Below are 22,973 nucleotides of genomic sequence, written 5' to 3'. Positions count from 1 at the left end.
AGCTTACACTGTTGTGTTAGAACGGTGTTAAGCACGCTAAAAATATTAAATTTGTAAAATTAACGTTTGGAGAATGAATTCGGGACTTATATTCAAATATTTTACGACGCTCAACGATGAGCAAAAAGAGCAATTTGCCAAGTTGGAAGAGCTCTACCATGATTGGAACCAAAAAATAAATGTGGTTTCCAGAAAGGATATCGATGAGCTGTACCTGAGGCATGTGCTTCATTCTCTTGGAATCGCAAAGATCCAGGTATTTAATGAGGGGTCCAGTGTTTTGGATGTAGGTACAGGCGGTGGATTTCCGGGAATTCCTTTGGCGATATTATTTCCGAACGTGAAATTTACCCTTGTTGATGCCATTGGCAAAAAAATAAAAGTGGTAAACGAGGTGGTGGAAGGACTCGGGCTTCAGAATGTACAAACGCACCATTCCCGTGTGGAGGATATCCCTGGGCAGTTCGATTTTATTGTGAGTCGTGCAGTGGCCGCAATGCCCACCTTTGTTCATTGGACCAAAGGGAAAATCAAAAAAGATTCCGCCCATCAACGTAAAAATGGTATTCTTTACCTTAAGGGCGGAGATCTCTCTGATGAACTGAAAGGTTATGAGACCGTTCAGGTCTTTGATTTAAACGAGTATTTTGAAGAGCAGTTTTTTGAGACCAAAAAGGTAGTGTACCTGCCTCAGAAATTTAAAGGCTAGTTTAGATACTGTACATTCTCTTATATACCAATCTGCATTTTCTGGCGTAATTCTTGGCGTAGAGCCACAATTGCTGATATTTTCTTGCCATCAATCTCGTCCATGCATTAATTCTATCTATCATAACTAATTGATTTATGTCATACAAATATAGTTGTATTACGTTTAATTTACAATTAGTTAACGTTAAATTTACATTGAAATTGTGTTTTGATGCTTTATGATATTTTGTTTATGTGTGTAAATCACATTAAATGAATGTGTTGAGGTGTTGAAAATGTCTTTGTGATTACTGTTTGGATTTGTTAATAGAGGTCAACGGCATTTCGGTTAACAATCAATGGAATGGTAATTTCAGTGCATAAAAAAGGCCGTCATTTTTTTAGAGTGACGGCCTTTGTGCAGTTTTTTCGTCTGTTGCTTAACCCAGGAAAGGATATCGATAATCCTCCGGGGTAACAAAAGTTTCCTTGATCAACCTTGGCGATACCCATCGCAAGAGGTTTTGCATGGATCCGGCCTTATCGTTGGTCCCTGAGGCCCTTGCGCCGCCGAAAGGCTGTTGTCCCACAACGGCACCGGTTGGCTTGTCGTTGATGTAAAAGTTGCCCGCGCAGTTCTGTAAGGCCTTGGTGGCCTCATCTATGGCATAGCGGTCCGCGGAAAGCACGGCGCCGGTAAGTCCATATTCGGAAGTTCCGTCCACCAGTTTTAGGGTCTCGCTCCAATCCTTGTCCTCGTAGACATAAACGGTAACAATGGGCCCGAACAGTTCGGTGTACATGGTCTCGTACTGCGGGTCGGTGGTCAAGATCACGGTGGGTTCTATAAAGTAGCCCACGGATTTATCGTAATTTCCCCCTGCGATTACCTCTGCATCCTTGTCGGCCTTGGCCTTGTCTATATAGCTGGCCAATTTGTCAAATGCACCTTCGTGTATCACAGCGGTGATAAAGTTGCCCATATCTTCCGGTGAGCCAGGTTTGTTGAAGGAGGCTATATCAGCTTTCACCAATTCCAAAATTTCATTGGCCGTGGATTTGGGAAGATATACCCTGGATGCCGCACTACATTTTTGTCCTTGGAACTCGAAGGCCCCACGGGTAATGGCGGTGGCCACTTGCTTGGGTTTTGCCGTCGGGTGTGCAATAATGAAATCCTTGCCCCCGGTCTCCCCAACGATCCTAGGGTAGGTCTTGTACCTGTGTATGTTGTTCCCGATCTGTTTCCAAAGGGATTTGAACACATCCGTGGAGCCGGTAAAGTGGATTCCGGAGAAGTCTGGGCTTGACAATACGGTATCGGAAACCATTACCGGGTCACCGTAGACCACATTGATCACGCCATCGGGCAATCCTGCCTCTTTGAACACATCGACGATTACCTTGGCGGAGAATATCTGGCTGTCGCTCGGCTTCCATACCACTACGTTTCCCATCATGGCGGCGCTGGCGGGCAGGTTGCCTGCAATGGCGGTAAAGTTGAACGGGGTTATGGCGTACACAAAGCCCTCAAGGGGGCGGTATTCCACACGGTTCCAGATTCCCTCGGAGGATTCCGGTTGCTCGCTGTATATCTGTGACATGTACTCCACGTTGAAACGCAGAAAGTCGACAATTTCGCAGGCAGAATCTATCTCGGCCTGATAAATGTTCTTGGATTGCGCGATCATTGTGGCGGCGTTCATTTTGGCGCGGTAGGGCCCTGCGATCAGTTCTGCGGCCTTTAAGAAAATGGCGGCACGCTGTTCCCAGGTCAGGTCGGCCCAGGCCTTTCTGGATTCAAGGCAATTGGCGATGGCCTTTTCCACATGTGCTTTTTCCGCCAAATGGTAGTGTCCCACAATGTGCCTGTGGTCGTGCGGCGGGGACATGGGTCTTGTGTTGCCTGTTTTTATCTCTTCGTTCCCAATGTAAAGTGGTACTTCCACCTTGCCATTGTAGTACGCCTTATATTGTTCGAGTACTTCTTCTCGTTCTGGAGAACCTGGAGCATAGCTTAATACCGGCTCGTTGACAGCGGTCGGAACTTGAAAAAATCCTTTTCCCATAGTTATATTTTTATGTTTTACAATGCGACCAAAGGTAATGAAACCTGTTGCGATTATAAAATGATGTGGATTAGTTTATAGCGAAGGGAGCTGCAAACTTAAAAGTGGGGATTTCTACCTCAAATTCTTCGGCGGTAGAAAAGTTTACCATGTGGTAGTGTCCGCGCATGGCGCCCACAGGCGAGGCCAAGAGGCACCCTGAACTATAGGTGTGGGATTTTCCGGGTTTTATAACCGGCTTTCTTCCTATAACACCTTCACCATCGACGGTTTCCATTTCTTTGAGAGCATCGAATACATCCCAATGTCTGGCGGTAAGCTGAACGGTGTCCTTGCCAAGATTTTCAATGGTTACGGTGTAGCCAAATGCATAGTGTACTTTGTAGTTTTTAAAGAAAGTGCCTTCAAAAGTAGTGCTGACCGAGACTTTAATTCCTTTGGTAACTTGTGTGAACATATCAGTTATAGGTAAAAACACTTCCTGTAAACGTAACTATGATGGTCAGAAAGGCCAAAATCATAAATATAGTGTTCAGAAAGATGTACTTAATAATAGTTTTAAATCGGCCTTGGTCATAAAAATTTCGCATTGCCTTATATAGGTAGATACCGAATATGATCAAGAAGATCCCTGCACTGTCTATATTGAAAATTGAATCCAATATAAGACTAAGGATGAGCAAGATAAACAAGAGTGATTGATTGTGAAAGCTAAATATGAGATGATCGGTGTACGTATATTTATTTCTGATGTAAACCAAAGATATAAAGAGGGTGAACACGGGCATAAAGAAAAATATAACAAATGGGAGCTTGGAAATGGTGTCGTTTATCCAGGTTCCGGGTCTGCTCATTACCTTCCATATGCTGTTGGAAAAATTAAAGGCCATTTTATTGGTGGTGCTCTCCTTAATATTATACCGCGTTTGGGCCTGTTCAAAGTTATAGAGGGTGTCTTTTTTAATGTACAATCCAAAAAACTCTGCTTTTTTCGAGAAAGCCTCTATTCCCGACTTTTCTTCGAGTGTGTTAAAATAGGCTTTTGGATTGGCATGCATAAAAGAATCCTTTCGTTTTTTTATCTGGTTCATGGTGTTCACAAATGTGCCCAAAGTGTCCATGAATTGTTGCTGTTCGGCCGGGTTTTGTCCATGTATTTGTGAGGAGTCCAATATTGAGAGTCCAGAAAGGAATTCGGGGTTTGCTTTTTGTATGGAGTCCAATCGTGTTATGGCTTGATCGGACTGTTTTTTGAATGCCACACTATCAATTTTTAAATCTCCTGAGTTTAGGTCAACGCCAAAAGCCCCATTATATATAGTCCCATCAAAATCTTTTGCGGCTTCATCCAAATTGGCGAACTGGTTGTTGTAGGTCACCATCAAAAAGTAAACAAAGGCCACACTCAATAAAAAACGGAATGGATTGGTATAGGTGACTCGTTTGCCATTTACATAATCCCTGGTCATTCGGCCTGGCTTTAGTAACAGTGCCGATAATGTTTTGAATAATCTTGAGTCGTAATTGATGAGGTTGGAAAAAAACTCGTCAAAAAAATCTTTGAGCGTGAGTTTTTTGGTGCTATTGGCCTGTGAGCAGTTGGGGCAATATCTATCGCTTACATCCAGGGGGTGTCCACAATTAAGGCATTCTACACCTCTAAACTGAAGCTCGTATCGACCTTTTGTGATCAAACCGCCTTTTTTGCCCATATTGCCCTATAATTTGATCTTAAATATAGTTAATTGCTAATATTTCTGGAGTTTACAGAGCCAATTCCGATGATGCTATCGTACATTTCGCCAAAATCGCGGTAATACACTAGAATTAAGTAGTTGTTCTCGGTAAAATGGAAATTGCCGCTTACCAAATGGGGGTCCAGGGAGCCGTCTTCACGTTGAACGACATACTTATAATTGTAAAAGCCCTGTTTGATCATTAAAGAAGTCTCAAATTTTCCAGTAGCCTCGTTAAAGGTCATTTTGTTCTCCTCTTCCAAGGCGTAATTATTGAATTTTCCGATTACAAACACTTGATCCAGTCCAATCTTATCCGAGTAAGGTAGGCTAAAATGAACTTTTGAATATTCTGCCTCCCTTGAAACGTCGTCACCTTGGAGCGTGCGAACGGCAAAGTCACCGTTAATGTCGGGAAAGTAAGTGTATTCGCGATCATATCGATATTGATTGGTAAATAAATAATGGTGGTATACCTCCCTCATTTCAATTTTGGAGATAGCGAAAGTAGGGGAGCGAAGGTCTTTGGTGTCAAAATTCAAAAATTCATTGCCGCCGAAAAAACTGGTTTCTTGATCGTATTTGTACACTAATTCGCTACCAATGGTGAATTGGGGTGCAATATGGTACAATGCAGTGGGCCAATGATGGTTTTGTAAAATTGCAACCTTTACTTCTTTTTTGGGGTTCACTACCCGAAAGCCGGCAGTATTAATGTTGAATTGCACTACCTGCTTCGTGTTGATGTAATTGAAATCTCTAGATCTTTTTACTGTGCCGGCAACAGTGACCGCATCCCGAAAGACCACGAATCTTCTAGAAAATTGAAGTTCCCCGTAACTGTTGTAGATTTCCAATAAATAATTTCCAGAAACCCGGAGATTTACATTCTCGTTCGGTATTGTGAGCCTATAATTGGAATAAGGCTGCAGAGTGGTATAGCTGTTTTCGTAATCTATAATGCGTTGGTTGTCCGCTCCGGAAAGATATTGCGATTTTAAAAGTTGCGAAGGGGTCCAGTCGTAATCGCAATAGATTATCTTATAATAGTAGTCCTGTTCGTTGGCCAATAGATCATCAAATTCCAAAGTAATGGGCTCCCCTAGTTTCACCACCGGGAATTGATCGTCCGTAGGTCCTTTAAATACAATGGTTTTTATGTTTTCAGGAGGGTTGACTTCCTTCATTACTTGGGCAAAAGCATAGTGGCCCATCCATATAAACAACAACACAAAGTAGGTAAAACGCATCAAACGTAACAATTTTTGGTAAAGTTAAACAAAAAGTATGCCCAGCGAACTAAGCTCGGTATAATCCCAATTTTATAGTTAATAATTATGAAAACAATCCTTTTAGTACTATTTTTGCGTCCGATTTTGATAACAAAAGGTCTACAACAATATGTCTAAAGACATCCGGATTAGAAAGGGGTTGAATATCAACCTCGTTGGGGCAGCAGAGCAGACTATTTCCAAAGCCGTTACTAGTAACGTTTATGCCCTGAACCTAGATGATTTCCATGGTATCACTCCAAAAATGTTGATAAAACAAGGGGAGGATATAAAGGCGGGGGAGCCCCTCTTTTATAACAAGAACAACGAAGAAATGCACTTTGTTTCCCCAGTGAGCGGTGAACTTGTGGAAATTGTCAGGGGAGCAAGGAGAAGAATCTTAACCTTAAAGATCCTTGCCGACAAAGAACAGGATTATGTAATAAACAAGGTGCCGGATTTGGACACTGCAAATGGGGAGACGATCAAGTCTTATCTATTGCAATGTGGTGGTTGGCCTTTTATAAAGCAAAGGCCCTACGATGTGATCGCCGACCCGAGCGTTACCCCGAAGGCTATTTTTATTTCGGCTTACGGTACAGCGCCATTGGCGGCCAATCCAGACTTTATCCTCAAGGATAAGGAGCAAGAAATTCAGGCGGCTATTTTGGGGCTTGGCAAACTTACTCCCGGAAAAATCCATGTAACCGTTGGGAAATCCAACAGATCACCATTTAATGATATCGAAGGGGTTGAGCTTCATAAGATTTCCGGGCCACATCCTGCCGGATTGGTTGGAACGCAGATCAACAAAATAGATCCGATCAATAAAGGTGAGACCGTTTGGACCATTTCTCCGCAAGATTTGGTAATGTTGGGCGAGTTGTTGTTAACGGGCAAGTTCAATGCGGAAAGAATTGTAGCGCTGGCCGGCTCTGTGATCAAAGAGCCTAAGTACTACAAAACCAAGATCGGTGCGGAAATATCTACCTTTTTGTATGCCAGTGGTGTAAAACAGGATAGATTTCGATTGATCAACGGGGATGTGCTTACAGGTACAAAAACCAGTACGGAAGGTTATCTTGGATTTTATAATAATACCGTAACGGCAATTCCAGAAGGGGACGATTATGAGTTCTTTGGATGGAACAAGCCTATTTTTAATAAAATATCGTCTACTAGGGCTTTGACTTTTTCTTGGTTGCAGCCCAAAAAGAAATACGATTTGGATACCAATACCAACGGGGAGCACAGAGCTTTTGTTGTAACAGGAAAATATGAAGAGGTCTTTCCATTGGATATTTACCCTCTTCAACTCTTAAAGGCCTGTATGATTAAAGATTTGGACGAGATGGAGCAGTTGGGTCTATACGAAGTCGCTCCAGAGGATTTTTCTTTGACAGAATTCATATGCATATCAAAACAACCGCACCAGCAAATAATCAGGGAAGGATTGGATTTATTGCAAAAAGAACTTGGATAATATGGGAATGAAAGAAAAACTACATCAGTTAAAACTTAAGTACCAGGGCAAAAAAATGGCTCCTGCCTTTAATGCTCTGCATACATTTCTTTATATGCCGAACGAAACTACCCATTCGGGAGGGCACGTTCGAGCTGCGGACGATCTAAAGCGTACCATGAACACGGTAATTTTATCGTTGGTGCCATGCTTGCTATTTGGTATGTTCAATGCAGGATATCAGCACTATTCAGCGATCAATGGATTTCCGGAAAGTTTCTCCCTTATGGAACATTTCTTGACCTGGGACAACTTTTTGGTCGGAATCACCACCGTATTGCCGTTGGTGATCGTATCCTACGGTGTGGGTCTGGCCATCGAATTTTTGTTCGCTGTAATAAAAGGACACGAAGTAGAGGAAGGTTATTTGGTAACCGGTATGCTTGTACCGTTGATCATTCCTGTGGATACCCCACTTTGGATGCTTACGATTGCAGTTGCCTTTGGGGTTGTGATCGGTAAGGAAGTGTTCGGAGGCACCGGGATGAACATCCTTAACCCGGCATTAACGATTCGTGCATTTCTGTTCTTCGCCTATCCAACATGGATGAGTGGGGATAAGGTATGGGTGCACGAGGCAGTTGAAAGAGCCGGAACTGCAGATGCCATTTCTGGAGAAACCGTTCTTGGTTCATTGGCACAAGGTGCCGATTACAGTTACTCGTTGTCCGATATGTTCTACGGCTTTATTCCTGGTTCGGTTGGTGAAACGTCCACCTTGTTGATTTTGTTGGGAGGTCTCTTTTTGATATTCACCAAGATCGCCTCTTGGAGAATTATGGTGAGTGCCGTTATCGGTTCATTGGCAATGGGCTTGATTTTCAATGGAGTTGTTGATGCTGGTTGGCTTCCGGAATACAGTAAGTTCTATACGTTGATGAGTTTCCCATACTGGCAGCACTTATTGGTGGGTGGATTGGCTTTCGGTATCGTATTTATGGCTACCGATCCGGTAACAGGTTCCCAGACCAACAAGGGCAAATGGTATTATGGCTTCTTTATAGGATTCCTGTCGGTAATGATAAGGGTTTTCAATCCTGGCTACCCAGAGGGCGTATTCTTGGCCATCCTACTGATGAACGTATTTGCTCCGACCATTGACCATTATGTGGTTAAGGGCAATGTTAAAAAGAGATTAAAGCGATTGAAGTCGGCTACCATATACCCTAAAGCTTCGGATGAGGTAGATTCATTAAAAACGGAAACAGCTTAAGTGAAATGGCAATGAATACGGAAAAGAATAGCTATACAGTAATTTTTGCAGCGATCATGGTGGTTGTTGTAGGTTCTATACTAGCCTTTTTGGCAACCGGCCTCAAGCCTAGGATTGATGAGAACGAGCGCTTTGAAAAGCAACAGAATATCCTTTATGCCATGGGTGTCAATCAAAATGAAGGCGATGGCGATGTTGCCTTTGTTCCCACGACCGATGTGGAGGGAGCATTTTCAAAGTACATCACCCAGCAATTGGTTTGGGATGGCACAGAGGCGGTTCAAAAAGAAAATGCATATCTGATCGATGTTCAAAAGGCATTGGCGGACGCCAAATCCGGTAAAGATGCGGAACTTCCTTTGTTGATCGGTGAGAAAGACGGAGAGAAATACTATATCATACCCATGTACGGTAAAGGACTTTGGGATGCAATATGGGGATACATTTCTTTGGATGAAAATATGGAAGTTAAAGGTGTCTTTTTTGATCACAAAGGAGAAACACCAGGTCTTGGATCCAACATTAACCAGCGCTTTTTTATGGATGATTTTAAAGGAGAATCTGTCCTGAACGACGGAGCTTACGAAGGTATTGCCGTGGCAAAAGGAAACAATGATCCATTGAACAACGATAAAGAAGACAATGCCGTGGATGCCTTGGCAGGAGCTACCATTACCGGTAATGGCATAGCGGCAATGATAAAAGAAAGCCTTAAGCTTTACAAACCTTATTTAGAAACCATAAGAACCAATTAATATGGCGCTATTATCAAAAAAAGATGCAAATCTTATAAAAGATCCGTTAACGGATAACAATCCTATTACCATTCAGGTTTTGGGTATTTGTTCTGCGTTGGCGATTACGGCAGAACTTAAAGCTTCCGTTGTAATGGCCATATCCGTATTGTTTGTAATGGGAGTGGGTAATGTGGTCATTTCGTTGATACGAAATATTATTCCTTCGAAAATTAGGATCATTGTGCAATTGGTGGTCGTTGCGACCTTGGTAATTGTGGTGGATCAGGTGTTGAAAGCTTTCGCTTACGATTTGAGCAAAACCCTATCGGTATTTATTGGACTTATTATTACCAACTGTATCATTATGGGACGTTTTGAGGCATTTGCTCTTGGAAACGGCCCTCGTAGAGCTTTCCTTGATGGTATAGGAAACGCGTTGGGGTACGGTGTAATTTTGGTAATCGTAGGGTTTTTTAGGGAGCTTTTGGGTTCTGGGACACTTTTTGGAATCAAGGTACTTGGAGATCCCATTGCGAAAACTGGACTGTACGCCATCGGTTACGAGAACAATGGATTTATGATCATTCCACCGGCAGCACTGATTGTTGTGGGAATTATAATATGGGTGCAACGTTCTAGAAACAGGGCATTAATTGAAGAAGCATAAACTTAGGGAGCATGTTAGAGCATTTAGAACTATTTTTTAAGTCGATTTTTATAGACAACATGGTGTTTGCGGTCTTTTTGGGAATGTGTTCCTATTTGGCCGTATCCAAAAAAGTTTCTACTGCGGTAGGATTGGGAGCTGCTGTAATATTCGTATTGGGTGTTACGGTACCCTTGAACTGGTTGTTGGATAAATACCTGCTTCAAGACGGGGCTTTGGTATGGTTGGGACCAGAGTATGCAGATTATGACCTTAGTTTCCTATCATTTATTCTATTTATTGCCACCATTGCAACAATGGTACAGTTGGTAGAGATCGTGGTGGAAAAATTTTCTCCCTCTTTATACAACTCACTAGGTATTTTCTTGCCGTTGATCGCAGTGAACTGTGCTATATTGGGTGGATCACTTTTTATGCAGACAAGAGATATTCCAAATATAGGATTGGCTCTTAATTACGGAATCAGTTCTGGTATAGGGTGGTTTTTGGCTATTTTGGCCATTGCCGCCATTAGGGAAAAAATCCGATATTCCAATGTGCCGGCACCATTGCGTGGTTTGGGAATCACATTCATCATAACAGGATTAATGGGGATAGGGTTCCAGAGTTTTGGAGGAATGCTTACCGGTGACAATGAGCCGCCAGAGGAAACCCAGAGCACAACCGTGGAAACCACCAAGGAGGAAAAAGAAATTAAAGAAGAGATTGAGGATAACGAAAAAGCAATCTCATATAACGAAGCCATAAACAAATAAAGATGATATTAGCCGCCAGTACCGGAGGTACAATACTTATTACCGTAGTAGCATTTCTTGTTTTGTTGTTATTGTTAGTGGCACTTTTGTTGTTCACTAAGGAAAAACTGTCACCATCAGGGCCAGTTACCATTAAGATCAATGGTGAAAAGGAACTGGAAGTAGGGTCTGGAGGATCTTTGCTGACTACCTTGGGTAACCAAAAAATATTCTTGCCATCAGCTTGTGGTGGTGGTGGAACTTGTATCCAATGCGAATGCCATGTGCTTTCGGGTGGAGGCGAGGCATTGCCAACAGAAACCCCCCACTTTTCCAAAAAGGAGTTACAGGAAGGTGCGCGTTTGGCCTGTCAGGTCAAGGTGAAGCAGGACATGGAAATCACCATTCCAGAAGAAGTATTCGGTATCAAAAAATGGGATGCCAAAGTGGTTCGTAATTATAACGTGGCCTCATTTATCAAGGAATTTGTGGTGGAGATTCCAGAAGAAATGAACTATAAGGCAGGTGGATATATCCAAATTGAAATACCGCCTTGCGAAGTGAAATATTCAGATATTGATATTACTGCCCACCCAGAAGAGCATGAAACTCCGGATAAGTTCCAAGCTGAGTGGGATAAGTTCAACCTATGGCCGTTGGTCATGAAGAACCCAGAAACGGTGGAAAGGGCCTACTCGATGGCTTCCTACCCGGCCGAAGGAAGGGAAATTATGTTAAATGTTCGTATTGCTACTCCGCCATGGGATCGTGGGAAAAATGGATGGATGGATGTAAACCCCGGTATTGCCTCTTCTTATATTTTTAGTTTGAAAGAGGGAGACCCAGTTACCATTTCCGGGCCATTCGGTGAATTCTTCATCAACGAATCCGATGCTGAAATGCTATATGTAGGTGGTGGTGCCGGTATGGCACCGATGCGTTCTCACTTGTACCACTTGTTCAAAACCTTAAAAACGAACAGAAAAGTGACCTATTGGTATGGAGGACGTTCCAAGAGAGAGCTATTCTATATCGACCATTTTAAACAATTGGAAAAGGAGTTCCCTAATTTCAAGTTTTATATGGCACTTTCCGAACCTTTGGAAGAAGATAACTGGAAAGTAAAAAAAGATATTAATGATGAAGAGGGAGATGGTTTTGTAGGTTTCATTCACAACTGTGTAATCGATAACTATTTAAACCATCACGAAACTCCCGAAGATATTGAACTGTATTTCTGTGGGCCTCCTTTAATGAACAAGGCCGTTCAAAAAATGGGAGAAGATTTTGGTATCCCAGATGAGAATATCAGATTTGATGACTTTGGAGGATAGTACCAATGTTTATTAATCACCTCGAGCATTGTCGAGAGGTATAAATAAAACCAAACCGATGCTCCAAGCATCGGTTTTTTTGTTATGGGAAGAGAATTAACGGAACAGGAGTTGCATAATCTGGCCATGAATATAGTGGGTCGGGAGTTGGAAGCAGATGGTTTTGAATTTATGGCCATTAATAGCAAGCTTAAAAAGAATCCACAGTATGTGTGCCTAAAGGAAAAGGTTTTGCATTTTATTGTGGTAAGAAATGTGGAGTTTCCCTTAAATCCACGAGAATATGACCCCGAGGTGATGCAAACTGTAAAAGATCATGCCGAAAAATTTGAGGCCAAGACCTATTTTGCCGGTGTTGGGCTATGGAATGCATCGGACAGGACAGAGCCACTTTATTTGGATCAAGAATACGTAGTGGATTACCAAGGATTAATTGAAATATAGCATGAAGAATACAGTCTATCTTTTTGGGTTAATGGTCTTCCTTTTTAGTTGTAGGACCAACGAAACCGTAAAAAACCAAACACGGGGCAACGCACTGGGAACAACCTACTCCATAATTTTTATTGCGGATAAAGAGTTGGATTATCAACAAGAAATCGATTCTGTGTTCCGGGTTTTGAACCAATCCATGTCCACATATATTCCTGATTCTGATATTTCAAAGATCAACCAAGGGGATTCCACTATACAGGTGGATAAAATGTTTAAAGAAGTATTCGAGGTATCCAGTAAGGTTCACAATGCTTCAAACGGTTATTTTGATCCTACTGTAGGTGTTTTGGCCAATGCATGGGGTTTTGGTCCAGGAGACCAATTGGAACTCGATAGTTTGCGCGTGGATAGTTTATTGGGTTATGTTGGATGGGGCAAGGTGCAGTTGAACGGGGATAATACCATAACCAAATCACACCCATCCATTCGGTTCGATTTTAATGCAGTGGCGAAAGGATACGCCATAGATCGGCTGGGAGCTATGCTCGATGAAAAAGGTATCAAAAATTATTTGGTCGAAGTAGGAGGGGAAGTCCTTGCCAGAGGAAAAAATCTTGACTCGGGGAAGCAATGGTCGGTTGGCATCGATGATCCCCAAGTGGAAAATGGCCGTCAGTTAAAACAAATAGTTGCTTTAAAAGACGTTGCGATGGCATCTTCGGGGAATTATAGAAAGTTTAGGGTGGATCCCGAAACAGGTGAGAAATATGTGCATACCATAAACCCGAAAACAGGTTATACCAAAAACTCGAATGTTTTGGCCACAAGTGTCGTGGCAAAGACCTGTGCGGTTGCCGACGCTTTTGCCACATCTTTTATGGCAATGGATTTGGAGGATTCCAAGGCTGTACTTGAGAATCATGATGAACTTGAGGCCTATATCATCTATTTGGATAGTAATGGTGAGACCCAAGAGTTTTTTACACCAGGTTTTGAAGCTTTGGTCAAGAAATGATCACTTTTTTACGAGCGGGATGATTTCCCCATTGGCCAAACGATATTTTTTTACATCTTCCTTTGGAAGTGTGTTGGTGTAATCCACTTCTTCAACCCTGAAGCCCACACTGCGAAGCTTGTCAAAGTAGTCCCTTCCGTAAATGCGGACATGATCGTATTGGCCAAAAACGCGGGCGCGTTCTTTTTTGTCGGTAATGGTATCGTCCTCAAATGTTTTTGCGCGATTTATATCTTGTGGAATCTGGAATATGCCCCATCCGCCAGGTTTCATTACCCTAAATAGTTCTTGCATGGCTTTAGTGTCGTTGGGTATGTGTTCCAGGACATGGTTGCAAAGGATTACATCAAAAGTGTCATCTTTAAAAGGGAGGTCGCATATATCCGCTTTCACATCTGCTAAAGGGGAATTAAGGTCAGTGGTCGTGTATTCCAAATTTTCCAACTTTTTAAAGCGCTTGTAAAAGGCCTGTTCCGGTGCAAAATGCAAGAGTTTTAACGGTTGGTTGAAGAATTTGGTCTCGTTTTTTAAATATAGCCACAACAAACGGTGCCGTTCCAGGGAGAGGGTGGAGGGGGAAAGTACATTTTCGCGAGGATTCTCGTATCCGTAAGGCAAAAACTTCCTGAAACTTTTTCCATCGATAGGGTCGGTATATGTTTTTCCCTTTAGGGAAAACGCGATCAACGGTCGCACCCAATAGCTCAATCGGATGAGTAAAGGACGAGGAATTAGATTAAGGAAATATTTAAATATGCTTGACACTGATTAAATGATTATTACCGATGGTAAAGTTTGAATGTAAAATGTCAGTTCGAGTTTTTCAGCTCAGGAAAAAGTATCGAGAACTGGAGTTTTGTTCTTATACTTTAATTCTCGATACAATTTTTCTCCGTTACACTCCCAAAAATCACTCGAATGGACAAATTATTATCAGAAACTCACTTAAAGCACCAGCTTCTTGCTACGGAATTCATCCTCTTCATCGCTGGTAATTCCTAGAGCCTCGTAAATATATTGGTAAGTGGACAATAGTTCCGGTTTGCCGTCAACTAATGCCACATCGTGTTCAAAGTGTGCGCTCGGTTTGCCATCGGCGGTCAATATGGTCCAGCCATCCTTGAGTTGTTTTATGCGTTTGGTACCCATATTGATCATGGGCTCAATGGCAACCACCATTCCATTTACAAACTTTTTGCCACGACCTCTTTTGCCATAATTTGGCATTTGGGGATCTTCATGTAGTTCCCTTCCCAAACCATGGCCGACCAATTCGCGCACTACGCCATAGCCGTGGTCCTCGGTATATTTTTGAATGGCATATCCTACATCCCCCACTCGGTTGCCTAACTTAAATTCGCGAATTCCAATGTAAAGTGATTCCTTGGTCACCTTGAGCAACTTTTTGGTTTCTTCGGCCACTTCACCTACTTCAAAAGTATAGGCATGATCTCCATAAAAGCCATTTTTTACAGCGCCGCAATCTACAGAGATAATATCCCCGTCCTTTAACGGTTCGTTGTTGGGAATACCGTGGACTACTTGTGCATTGGGGCTCCAATTAAGGGTGTTCGGGAAGTCGTACATTCCTAAAAATCCCGGAATCGCACCTTGTTCACGAATATACTCCTCGGCCATTTTATCCAGTTTTAATGGATTGGCCCCGGGTTTAATTTCTTTGGCCAACATGCCCAATGTTCTGGAAACCACTAAAGCACTTTCGCGCATTAATTCAATTTCCTCCGCTGTCTTTACTTTGATCATAGCTGCAAAGATAAATTGATTCTATGGATTTAAAGCCATTTGTATTAAACCAAAGGTTTTTGGGTCATGAGCTCGGGTTGTGGTACCTCCAACATTTTTAGAATCGTTGGAGCTATATCACCCAGAACACCACTTTTAACCACTTTTATCTCGTTGTCCACAAGAATAAGGGGCACCGGGTTTGTTGTGTGTGCCGTGTTTGGGCTCCCATCCGGGTTTACCATAGTGTCGCAGTTTCCGTGGTCTGCTATCACAATTGTGGAGTAACCGTTTTCCAAACCTGCATTGATAACGTCTTTTGCACATTCGTCCACAGTTTCGCAGGCTTTAATGGCAGCTTCCATTACACCAGTATGACCAACCATATCGGGATTTGCAAAATTGAGGCAAACAAAATCGGCTTCGCCTTTTTGTAGTTCCGGAACAATAGCGTCCCGAATTTCGTATGCACTCATTTCTGGCTGGAGGTCGTAGGTGGCAACTTTGGGCGATGGACAAAGAATGCGCTTTTCTCCATCAAAAGGTTCCTCGCGTCCACCATTAAAGAAAAAAGTAACGTGGGGATATTTTTCGGTCTCAGCTATCCGAATTTGTTTTTTACCATTTTTGGCCAAGGTTTCACCAAGGGTGTCCTTTATGTTTTCCTTGTTGAAAATAATCTTGATTCCTTTAAAGGATTCATCATAATTTGTCATGGTCACATAGTACAAGTCCAGCTTATGCATGTTTTGCTCGTGGAAATCTTGCTGGCTAAGGACTTGGGTCAACTCACGACCGCGGTCCGTCCTAAAATTGAAGAAAATGATCACGTCACCATCTTTGATTTTTGCAATGGGCTCATTGTTGGAATCGGTAAGGACCAAGGGCTTTATAAATTCGTCCGTAATACCATTTTCATAACTTTTTTGCATGGCCTCGCCAATATCCTGAACTTTTTCCCCATTGGCATTTACAACAACATCATAAGCTTGTTTTACCCGTTCCCAACGCTTATCGCGGTCCATGGCATAATAACGACCGATAACGGTGGCCAATCGGGTATTTTTGTCCGAGCAATATTGGTTAAGGTCGACCAAAAATCCTTTTCCGCTTTTAGGGTCCACATCCCTGCCATCTGTAAAGGCATGTACAAACGATTGCTTTACGCCGTTTTCGTCCGCGGCCTTAATCAATGCTTTTACATGGTCGATGTGGCTGTGTACGCCACCATCGCTGACCAATCCTAAAAAATGGACAGGTTTATGGTTTGCTTTTGCATATTCAAATGCTTCTTTGAGCACTTTCTCGTTTTTTAAGGTATCTTCTTTTACGGCCTTATTGATCTTGGCCAGATCTTGATACACAATCCTGCCCGCGCCAAGATTCATATGTCCTACCTCGCTGTTTCCCATTTGCCCTTCGGGAAGTCCTACGTTCATTCCATCGGTGTGGAGGTCGGCATTGGGATATTTGGTGTACAGAGAATCTATAAATGGTGTATTGGCCTTTGCAATGGCCGAAACTTCTGGATTCGGGGATTTTCCCCATCCATCCAAAATCATAAGAATTACCTTTTTGCTCATAATTAAAAATTATTCTGCAAAAATAAAATGATCTGCTTGGACCCCCTAGCTTTTCGTTAAATTTCTGATTGCTAATTTGTTAATAGTTTTATGATTTTTTTGAGGCATTGTTAAAGTTTAGTTATATAACTGTTAATCCTGTAACATCTTGCCTTTAAGGCAGTCTACTTTTATAACTAGTAAATTCATTAATCAAAAACAATTCATCATGAAAAAAACAATCTTTACAGTGGCTGCATTTTGCATGTTGGCCCTAAGCGGTATTTCTGCCAACGAGCTGAAAACCATCAAAACAGATGTGGAAATCGAAATGGAATCGCCGGATGATCTTAGTGCTTTTTGCAAAGCGGTTATGCAAGGCGATGTGGAAACTGTAAAAAAGTTTATTGAACTTGGAGAGGATGTCAACCAAAAATCATTGGGCAAGGCACCTATCCATTATGCCGCACGCTACAATAAGGCCGATGTACTGCAAGTTCTTATTGATAACGGTGCGGATGTTAAAAAACGCTGCGACGGGGGAATGACAGCAATCAAATATGCCAAACTATCCAATGCTACAGAAGCCCAAGCCGTACTGGAAGCTGCTATGAAGAAAAAATAGAATGGAGTTTATTCGTCTAACGAAAAAAGCCCGTCCAATTTGGATGGGCTTTTTTGCTCATTTACATATTTAGTGTCCTTGCAAAAGAGTGTTTCTCGCGGCTTAGAATTCAAAGCCAGTAAAAGCTCTGTACAAAAATGCATATACGGCCAATACGAACATGGCTGCGCAAAATATAGAATATCCTTTTAAAAAGAATACCACAAAGCTTGGTCTGCAATCGTCGAATGCCTCTAAATAGAGATCTTTAAAATGTAATAGTGTTCCCATGTGTTCTCTCTTTTTACAGCATGGTAGATCAAGAGAACATTATAGTAGGATTCGGGGTTCGTTCAAAGGTACAGAATTATTGTCAACCGCCTTGTTTTATCGATAAAACGCCAATTCTATCGACCTGAATATTTTTGGATGGCCTCTTGTATTTTTTCTATTCTGTTTTCGGGGTCCGGATGGGTGCTTTGGAATTCTGGGACCCTATTGGGCCCCGCCGCCGCTTTTAGGATTTTCATTACTTCGATCATTTGATAGGGGTCGTACCCAGCTTCGATCATGAACAACACGCCAAGTTCATCGCTTTCCAATTCATCGTTCCTTCCATTGGTTAGCAGGGTGTTTTGCCCGATACCGGCAACCAGATTGCCCATATCGCCACCGACCGATGCTCCCGTGGCCAAGGTTTGCCAAAATGTGCTTTCGGCAATGCGCTCTGCGGAATGCCGTCCGAGTACATGTCCAATTTCGTGACCTAGTACACCGGCCAATTGCGCTTCGTTAAGTTGTGAAAAGAGAGCATAGGTAATAAATATTTGTCCGCCAGGAAGGGCAAAGGCGTTTACGGTGCGATCATCTGCCAATAAATGAAAATCGTACTCATAAGGGGTTTGGTTGGCAATACTGCTCTTGACCAACTTTTGTCCCACGGCATCTACCAGATTCTGCAGACGTTCGTCGGGATACAGGCCTCCGTGCTGTTGTGCCATTTCTGGTGCACTTTGCAGGCCAATGGCAATTTCTTGCTCCGCCGTCATGTCTATGTTCTGGGTTCTACCGGTGTATGGGTTTTCCTCTTGGTTGCTGCACCTCCGTACAAAGGCAAAGGCAACAATGGCCAGACCAATTAGGATGCGAATGCGCCAACTTCCTCTTCTCATGGGTTAGTGTTCTTAATGTTTCAAGATACGAAAAAAGCGTTATAGGAGTACAGGGTTGATGTCCAATATATTATCCTGGACGTAGGTTTTTATAAAGCCCGTGGTAAAATGTTCGCTACCAATAAACTCTTCCTTTTGCAAAAGTTTTAAAATGTTCAGTTTTCTATAAGCCGTGAGCATGGAAATCGATATCGGGGCGTAGCTATAATGCCATGGCTCGTACTTAAAGCCACGCCTGCGCGGATTGTTGGTGTAGGTTAGGTAAAAACCATATTTTTCCGAGTGTTCGTCCATCCATAATTTTAGGCCTTCATATGGGCCGTCCGCTCCAAACTTTTCGGGGACCAAGACATCTCCGTTGACTTTGGGATAACCATCAATAATATCGATATCGGTGCCCCAATGGTGTCTGCTGGTTCCGGGAATGGTGGAATATTCTATGATCTTGTCAATGGCATCCAATGGAGCCATGCCCTGCTCTTCGGTAAATCGAAGATATTTACGTTCCCAGATACTGCGCTGTCGGTAATAGTCCCTGTAGCTGGAAACAATTTTAATGTCGAAGCCGTCCGAATAGGCTGCTTTTTTCATTTCCAAAAAAGACTCGTACGCCTCTTCGCGCAAGTTGATGTCCTCTCCAAAAAGCTCAATATTCGCCTTGCCCATAAGTTCTTCGGTGGAATAATCCAAGTGGTTAAAAGTTGGGAAAATGGGAGGAATGGCACAGGCCAAGCCCGATGCTGAAGCGGTTTTAATAAAAGTCCTTCTTTTCATGAAATGAATTTTGCCCCCAAGTTAAGAAGTATTTTTAATTCCTTATTTTGAAAATTGAGCAAAAGCCAGCTAGGTTCTTAACGGTCCAAAAAAAGGAAACCTGTGTATTCCAGCTCTACATCTTCCAGGGTTACCAAATAAAAATATACCCCTTCCGGCAATCCTATTCCTTGGTTGGAAATCATGGTGCCGGTATTGGCAATGCCATGGAACTCGTTGGTATAGTTGATTTGTTCGAATACTTTTTGTCCGTAGCGGTTAAAGATGCGAACGCTGTTGTTGGGAGATTCTTCCAGATTATCGATAATCCAGGAATCATTGATGCCATCGCCATTGGGGCTTAAAAAATAATTGCCCAAAGTGGGATTGTTCACGGCAAAGGTATCGGTGGGCAAGGGTATGGTGCCAAAAGTGATGGCGGCATACTCGCTGGGAACAAAGGTTTCCGATGTAATAAACCCTCGATTAATGTCGCCACTTGTGGCGGAATTCCCGATAATGACCCATTTTTGTTCAGCTTTGCTCCAACCTACAATAATTATGGACTCAACGGTGGCGTTGGGTATGGTGATCAAAGAACTCCTAACATTCCATGCGATCGAAACCTGCGCGGGAACATCGCTTTGAACAATCCAAAATTCACGGTCGCTTACTTTGCCGATTTCTTGTACTTTTTCGTCTGTATCAAAAGTTTCCACAATTGATGTGGGAGCAGAAGGGTCTTCGAAAAAATAGGCGCAAATGGCCAAAGGGGTCGTGGTTTCGGAGAGCAAGGTCAATGGGCGGAGTTGTTCTTGGTCCCCCACTGGAAAAGAAAATGCTTCTCTGTTGTTTACCGCAGCAAAGCCGGTAACTTTCGAAGTGTCGAAAGCATCGTTATAAAAACCTTGCTCCATAAAATTGAGATAGACCAATTGATTGCTCACGGGCGTGAGGAAATTACCATCTATAAAATTGACATTGTTTTTAACATGTACCGAGTTGTACATAAACAGATCGCTGGTCACCATAATTTCGGTATCCCATAAAATGGGTTCTACATCACCGCTTATTTGGATCACACTGTTCCCATAAAAACCAACCAGGCCCCTGTCTTGGTCAAAATCGGCATCGTTGATAAAATTGGTGTGTATGCCCAAATTCCCAAAAACCTTAATATTACCGTCATTATAGAACCCGCTCTGAGCCACAACAGAACAGACCGATAACAAAAATGCTATGTGGAGGAGGGTTTTCATTAGTTGATTTGATACCAGTTACTACCATCTGTTTGCACCCATAGTGCTTCACCGTCATTTAATATATTAAATGGGGGTAATGAAGTCGGTTCCACCCACACGTCTACTGAGCCTCCACTATTATTTCGTATTACAAATATTTTACCGGTTGTAACATCTGTTGGTGCTGGTATTGAAAACCCTGATGATAAATTACCTGAATTATCTAAAATGATTGTATAGTGTGCATCTGTTAAGGTTATATTATCACCAATAACGGTGATTGGTTTTACAGTTGCATTCAAGTAAGCACCTCCGTCTGAACCAGTTGTGATTGAGTTTGGAGCGTCCGAGCTTACTATCGTAATCGCTGCGATATCGGTAGCGTTCTGTGCGATATTGGTTTGATTGGTCGTGATGTTGTTTGTGTTATTGGTCACGGATGTCTGCAATGCGGTATCGTCGTAAATGGCACCTCCGTCTGAACCAGTTGTGATTGAGTTTGGAGCGTCCGAGCTTACTATTGTAATCGCTGCGATATCGGTAGCGTTCTGTGCGATATTGGTTTGATTGGTCGTGATGTTGTTTGTGTTATTGGTCACGGATGTCTGCAATGCGGTATCGTCGTAAATGGCACCTCCGTCTGAACCAGTTGTGATTGAGTTTGGAGCGTCCGAGCTTACTATCGTAATCGCTGCGATATCGGTAGCGTTCTGTGCGATATTGGTTTGATTGGTCGTGATGTTGTTTGTGTTATTGGTCACGGATGTCTGCAATGCGGTATCGTCGTAAATGGCACCTCCGTCTGAACCAGTTGTGATTGAGTTTGGAGCGTCCGAGCTTATTATTGTAATCGCTGCGATATCGGTAGCGTTCTGTGCGATATTGGTTTGATTGGTCGTGATGTTGTTTGTGTTATTGGTCACGGATGTCTGCAATGCGGTATCGTCGTAAATGGCACCTCCGTCTGAACCAGTTGTGATTGAGTTTGGAGCGTCCGAGCTTACTATTGTAATCGCTGCGATATCGATAGCGTTCTGTGCGATATTGGTTTGATTGGTCGTGATGTTGTTTGTGTTATTGGTCACGGATGTCTGTAATGCGGTATCGTCGTAAATGGCACCTCCGTCTAAACCAGTTGTGATTGAGTTTGGAGCGTCTGAGCTTACTATTGTAATCGCTGCGATATCGGTAGCGTTCTGTGCGATATTGGTTTGATTGGTTGTGATGTTGTTTGTGTTATTGGTCACGGATGTCTGCAATGCGGTATCGTCGTAAATGGCACCTCCGTCTGAACCAGTTGTGATTGAGTTTGGAGTGTCCGTGCTAACTATAGTCTGGTTAGAAGCCAAAATAGCGGCATTCAACGTTTGTAAGTTTACGGCATCCAATGGATTTGTAGGGTCTCCTAAATTGAATATAATTTGGTTGCCCAAGTCTATAGCTGCTCCCGCAGCTCCAAACCCACTAAGTGGAATATTTGTTTTGTCGAGTTTGGCATCGGTAACATTTCCATCGGCTATTTTAGTGGTCGTCACCGCAGCATCCGCCAATTCAGCAGTGTCTATGCCCAATGGGGCAACATCTAGAGTTAGTGGATCGGCCTGACTTCCAGCACCACTTAATAGAAGGGTAGCATCGGTTGGTCCTACCACTTCATTCCCTACAATACTATCTTTTTCGGTAATCCCCAATGCAGATTCGTTTATTAAGGTCCAGTTGATGCCGTTCCACTGAAACAAATCTCCGGGTTGGCCTGTTGTGGCATCTGCCAATTTTTCGAGGGTTACCGAACCGTCTGCCAATTTAGCACTGGTCACGGAATCGTCCTGCAATTTGGAAGCTCCATTTATGGAGGTGTTCACAATATTGGCCCCGGTAATCTGTGCCACTTCAAAATTGTAGTTAACGCTGTCGTCCGGATTTACCGTTGTTGTAATGATCACCGTACTGTCCCTTGCCTGCGGATTTAATTGGCTCAAATAGTCTGCACGTGTACTCACTGTAAAGGAATTGTCCAACTCCTCGCAAATATTGACCCATTGTGTACCATCGTAATAATGCAGGCAATCCTGGTCTGTATTGTACGCCAACGCCCCCGGTAATGGGTTGATCACGCTCATTTGCGCATCGGTTACACGGGTAATCACCAAAACCCTGGTGTTGCTCTCCAGTTCCAAAACAGAAGCGGGATCTAAACTTTCCGGGTTATTGCCGATTTTTACCTGACCACTTAGGGTGTTAATCATTAGTAGGGCTATGATCGTGTAGACAATTGAAGTTTTCACAGTGTTTGTTATTTGAGGATTTTCCAAACGTAAAAAACAAAGCTAACTTTATGTGGCAATTATTTTAATAATTACCGTCGAAACACGTAATTCGGGGGTGAATGGAATTCCCTTTGGTATATTTGTAGGAATAGAATTAACAAAAGTTTAGAACCGCTTAATTTTTTATATCCTTGTCAAGGGTTTTCTT

Annotated in this window: 23 protein-coding genes; 10 read left to right on the top strand and 13 right to left on the bottom strand. The window is 42.7% G+C overall.

Features of this window, described 5'->3' with window-relative positions; all coding sequences use genetic code 11:
• Positions 1-73: 73 nt before the first annotated feature.
• The gene (gene rsmG / locus ACXAFK_RS13275; protein ID WP_252080344.1) at positions 74-709 is read left to right on the top strand and encodes a 16S rRNA (guanine(527)-N(7))-methyltransferase RsmG; all 636 of its coding nucleotides are present in this window, start codon (positions 74-76) and stop codon (positions 707-709) included.
• A gap of 1 nt (position 710) precedes the next feature.
• Here the strand turns inward: rsmG and ACXAFK_RS13270 are convergent, their stop codons facing one another.
• The 5 genes from ACXAFK_RS13270 to ACXAFK_RS13250 all read right to left on the bottom strand — a co-directional run bounded on the left by ACXAFK_RS13270 (position 711) and on the right by ACXAFK_RS13250 (position 5,745).
• On the bottom strand, positions 711-833 hold the full coding sequence (locus ACXAFK_RS13270) for a hypothetical protein (RefSeq protein ID WP_262902867.1): 123 nt from the start codon (positions 831-833) through the stop codon (positions 711-713).
• Between the two features lie 297 nt (positions 834-1,130).
• On the bottom strand, positions 1,131-2,759 hold the full coding sequence (gene pruA / locus ACXAFK_RS13265) for an L-glutamate gamma-semialdehyde dehydrogenase (RefSeq protein WP_474958058.1): 1,629 nt from the start codon (positions 2,757-2,759) through the stop codon (positions 1,131-1,133).
• 70 nt (positions 2,760-2,829) lie between these two features.
• Complete coding sequence (apaG, locus tag ACXAFK_RS13260; RefSeq protein WP_252080342.1) at positions 2,830-3,216, bottom strand: Co2+/Mg2+ efflux protein ApaG; 387 nt, start codon at positions 3,214-3,216, stop codon at positions 2,830-2,832.
• Position 3,217: 1 nt separating this feature from the next.
• Positions 3,218-4,471, bottom strand: a complete 1,254-nt coding sequence (locus tag ACXAFK_RS13255; RefSeq protein WP_474958057.1) for a DUF3667 domain-containing protein — start codon at positions 4,469-4,471, stop codon at positions 3,218-3,220.
• Between the two features lie 29 nt (positions 4,472-4,500).
• Positions 4,501-5,745 (bottom strand): type IX secretion system plug protein, encoded by a 1,245-nt coding sequence (locus ACXAFK_RS13250; protein WP_474958056.1) that lies wholly within the window; start codon positions 5,743-5,745, stop codon positions 4,501-4,503.
• 151 nt (positions 5,746-5,896) lie between these two features.
• On the opposite strand from ACXAFK_RS13250, the gene ACXAFK_RS13245 reads away from it, so the two are divergent.
• From ACXAFK_RS13245 to ACXAFK_RS13210, 8 genes are all read left to right on the top strand, one after another.
• Entirely contained in the window at positions 5,897-7,249 is a 1,353-nt protein-coding gene (locus ACXAFK_RS13245) for a Na(+)-translocating NADH-quinone reductase subunit A (protein WP_293296396.1), read from the top strand.
• 1 nt (position 7,250) lies between these two features.
• Entirely contained in the window at positions 7,251-8,501 is a 1,251-nt protein-coding gene (locus ACXAFK_RS13240; protein ID WP_293296394.1) for an NADH:ubiquinone reductase (Na(+)-transporting) subunit B, read from the top strand.
• A gap of 5 nt (positions 8,502-8,506) precedes the next feature.
• Complete coding sequence (locus ACXAFK_RS13235; RefSeq protein ID WP_375334517.1) at positions 8,507-9,256, top strand: Na(+)-translocating NADH-quinone reductase subunit C; 750 nt, start codon at positions 8,507-8,509, stop codon at positions 9,254-9,256.
• 1 nt (position 9,257) lies between these two features.
• A complete protein-coding gene (locus ACXAFK_RS13230) occupies positions 9,258-9,905 on the top strand; it encodes an NADH:ubiquinone reductase (Na(+)-transporting) subunit D (RefSeq protein WP_224837593.1) in 648 nt (215 codons plus the stop codon).
• Between the two features lie 11 nt (positions 9,906-9,916).
• On the top strand, positions 9,917-10,660 hold the full coding sequence (nqrE, locus tag ACXAFK_RS13225) for an NADH:ubiquinone reductase (Na(+)-transporting) subunit E (protein WP_224837594.1): 744 nt from the start codon (positions 9,917-9,919) through the stop codon (positions 10,658-10,660).
• A gap of 2 nt (positions 10,661-10,662) precedes the next feature.
• The gene (gene nqrF / locus ACXAFK_RS13220; protein WP_293296391.1) at positions 10,663-11,973 is read left to right on the top strand and encodes an NADH:ubiquinone reductase (Na(+)-transporting) subunit F; all 1,311 of its coding nucleotides are present in this window, start codon (positions 10,663-10,665) and stop codon (positions 11,971-11,973) included.
• 84 nt (positions 11,974-12,057) lie between these two features.
• Positions 12,058-12,417, top strand: a complete 360-nt coding sequence (locus tag ACXAFK_RS13215; protein ID WP_474958055.1) for a Na(+)-translocating NADH-quinone reductase subunit F — start codon at positions 12,058-12,060, stop codon at positions 12,415-12,417.
• Between the two features lies 1 nt (position 12,418).
• A complete protein-coding gene (locus ACXAFK_RS13210; RefSeq protein ID WP_474958054.1) occupies positions 12,419-13,423 on the top strand; it encodes an FAD:protein FMN transferase in 1,005 nt (334 codons plus the stop codon).
• On the opposite strand, the gene ACXAFK_RS13205 is transcribed toward ACXAFK_RS13210, so the two are convergent.
• From ACXAFK_RS13205 to gpmI, 3 genes are all read right to left on the bottom strand, one after another.
• Complete coding sequence (locus ACXAFK_RS13205) at positions 13,424-14,188, bottom strand: class I SAM-dependent methyltransferase (protein ID WP_293296386.1); 765 nt, start codon at positions 14,186-14,188, stop codon at positions 13,424-13,426. It lies immediately after the preceding gene.
• Between the two features lie 180 nt (positions 14,189-14,368).
• On the bottom strand, positions 14,369-15,187 hold the full coding sequence (gene map / locus ACXAFK_RS13200) for a type I methionyl aminopeptidase (protein WP_474958053.1): 819 nt from the start codon (positions 15,185-15,187) through the stop codon (positions 14,369-14,371).
• A gap of 44 nt (positions 15,188-15,231) precedes the next feature.
• Positions 15,232-16,749 carry a 2,3-bisphosphoglycerate-independent phosphoglycerate mutase gene (gene gpmI, locus ACXAFK_RS13195; RefSeq protein WP_474958052.1) on the bottom strand — a complete coding sequence of 506 codons (1,518 nt, stop codon included), beginning with the start codon at positions 16,747-16,749 and terminating at the stop codon, positions 15,232-15,234.
• A gap of 208 nt (positions 16,750-16,957) precedes the next feature.
• On the opposite strand from gpmI, the gene ACXAFK_RS13190 reads away from it, so the two are divergent.
• The gene (locus ACXAFK_RS13190) at positions 16,958-17,353 is read left to right on the top strand and encodes an ankyrin repeat domain-containing protein (RefSeq protein WP_224837601.1); all 396 of its coding nucleotides are present in this window, start codon (positions 16,958-16,960) and stop codon (positions 17,351-17,353) included.
• 102 nt (positions 17,354-17,455) lie between these two features.
• Here the strand turns inward: ACXAFK_RS13190 and ACXAFK_RS13185 are convergent, their stop codons facing one another.
• The 5 genes from ACXAFK_RS13185 to ACXAFK_RS13165 form a co-directional block, all read right to left on the bottom strand.
• Positions 17,456-17,623: a DUF6747 family protein gene (locus ACXAFK_RS13185; protein WP_224837602.1), complete on the bottom strand. Its 168-nt coding sequence runs from the start codon at positions 17,621-17,623 to the stop codon at positions 17,456-17,458.
• 116 nt (positions 17,624-17,739) lie between these two features.
• Positions 17,740-18,504, bottom strand: coding sequence for a M48 family metalloprotease (locus ACXAFK_RS13180; RefSeq protein ID WP_252080331.1), 765 nt, complete (start codon positions 18,502-18,504; stop codon positions 17,740-17,742).
• A 39-nt stretch (positions 18,505-18,543) separates the two neighbouring features.
• Entirely contained in the window at positions 18,544-19,278 is a 735-nt protein-coding gene (locus ACXAFK_RS13175; RefSeq protein WP_474958051.1) for a M15 family metallopeptidase, read from the bottom strand.
• A gap of 77 nt (positions 19,279-19,355) precedes the next feature.
• The gene (locus tag ACXAFK_RS13170) at positions 19,356-20,516 is read right to left on the bottom strand and encodes a gliding motility-associated C-terminal domain-containing protein (RefSeq protein WP_474958050.1); all 1,161 of its coding nucleotides are present in this window, start codon (positions 20,514-20,516) and stop codon (positions 19,356-19,358) included.
• On the bottom strand, positions 20,516-22,783 hold the full coding sequence (locus tag ACXAFK_RS13165) for a beta strand repeat-containing protein (protein WP_474958049.1): 2,268 nt from the start codon (positions 22,781-22,783) through the stop codon (positions 20,516-20,518). Before ACXAFK_RS13165 ends, ACXAFK_RS13170 begins: the two co-directional genes overlap by 1 nt.
• Positions 22,784-22,973: the final 190 nt, after the last annotated feature.

It is taken from the genome of Flagellimonas sp. ABD4_174, assembly GCF_056160185.1.
This window is presented reverse-complemented; position numbering and strand designations above follow the sequence as displayed.

Excerpts from the sequence above, each read along its gene's own strand:
- rsmG (WP_252080344.1), top strand. The coding sequence starts at position 74 with ATGAATTCGGGACTTATATTCAAATATTTTACGACGCTCAACGATGAG.
- ACXAFK_RS13270 (WP_262902867.1), bottom strand. The coding sequence starts at position 833 with ATGATAGATAGAATTAATGCATGGACGAGATTGATGGCAAGAAAATAT.
- pruA (WP_474958058.1), bottom strand. The coding sequence starts at position 2,759 with ATGGGAAAAGGATTTTTTCAAGTTCCGACCGCTGTCAACGAGCCGGTA.
- apaG (WP_252080342.1), bottom strand. The coding sequence starts at position 3,216 with ATGTTCACACAAGTTACCAAAGGAATTAAAGTCTCGGTCAGCACTACT.
- ACXAFK_RS13255 (WP_474958057.1), bottom strand. The coding sequence starts at position 4,471 with ATGGGCAAAAAAGGCGGTTTGATCACAAAAGGTCGATACGAGCTTCAG.
- ACXAFK_RS13250 (WP_474958056.1), bottom strand. The coding sequence starts at position 5,745 with ATGCGTTTTACCTACTTTGTGTTGTTGTTTATATGGATGGGCCACTAT.
- ACXAFK_RS13245 (WP_293296396.1), top strand. The coding sequence starts at position 5,897 with ATGTCTAAAGACATCCGGATTAGAAAGGGGTTGAATATCAACCTCGTT.
- ACXAFK_RS13240 (WP_293296394.1), top strand. The coding sequence starts at position 7,251 with ATGGGAATGAAAGAAAAACTACATCAGTTAAAACTTAAGTACCAGGGC.
- ACXAFK_RS13235 (WP_375334517.1), top strand. The coding sequence starts at position 8,507 with ATGGCAATGAATACGGAAAAGAATAGCTATACAGTAATTTTTGCAGCG.
- ACXAFK_RS13230 (WP_224837593.1), top strand. The coding sequence starts at position 9,258 with ATGGCGCTATTATCAAAAAAAGATGCAAATCTTATAAAAGATCCGTTA.
- nqrE (WP_224837594.1), top strand. The coding sequence starts at position 9,917 with ATGTTAGAGCATTTAGAACTATTTTTTAAGTCGATTTTTATAGACAAC.
- nqrF (WP_293296391.1), top strand. The coding sequence starts at position 10,663 with ATGATATTAGCCGCCAGTACCGGAGGTACAATACTTATTACCGTAGTA.
- ACXAFK_RS13215 (WP_474958055.1), top strand. The coding sequence starts at position 12,058 with ATGGGAAGAGAATTAACGGAACAGGAGTTGCATAATCTGGCCATGAAT.
- ACXAFK_RS13210 (WP_474958054.1), top strand. The coding sequence starts at position 12,419 with ATGAAGAATACAGTCTATCTTTTTGGGTTAATGGTCTTCCTTTTTAGT.
- map (WP_474958053.1), bottom strand. The coding sequence starts at position 15,187 with ATGATCAAAGTAAAGACAGCGGAGGAAATTGAATTAATGCGCGAAAGT.
- gpmI (WP_474958052.1), bottom strand. The coding sequence starts at position 16,749 with ATGAGCAAAAAGGTAATTCTTATGATTTTGGATGGATGGGGAAAATCC.
- ACXAFK_RS13190 (WP_224837601.1), top strand. The coding sequence starts at position 16,958 with ATGAAAAAAACAATCTTTACAGTGGCTGCATTTTGCATGTTGGCCCTA.
- ACXAFK_RS13185 (WP_224837602.1), bottom strand. The coding sequence starts at position 17,623 with ATGGGAACACTATTACATTTTAAAGATCTCTATTTAGAGGCATTCGAC.
- ACXAFK_RS13180 (WP_252080331.1), bottom strand. The coding sequence starts at position 18,504 with ATGAGAAGAGGAAGTTGGCGCATTCGCATCCTAATTGGTCTGGCCATT.
- ACXAFK_RS13175 (WP_474958051.1), bottom strand. The coding sequence starts at position 19,278 with ATGAAAAGAAGGACTTTTATTAAAACCGCTTCAGCATCGGGCTTGGCC.
- ACXAFK_RS13170 (WP_474958050.1), bottom strand. The coding sequence starts at position 20,516 with ATGAAAACCCTCCTCCACATAGCATTTTTGTTATCGGTCTGTTCTGTT.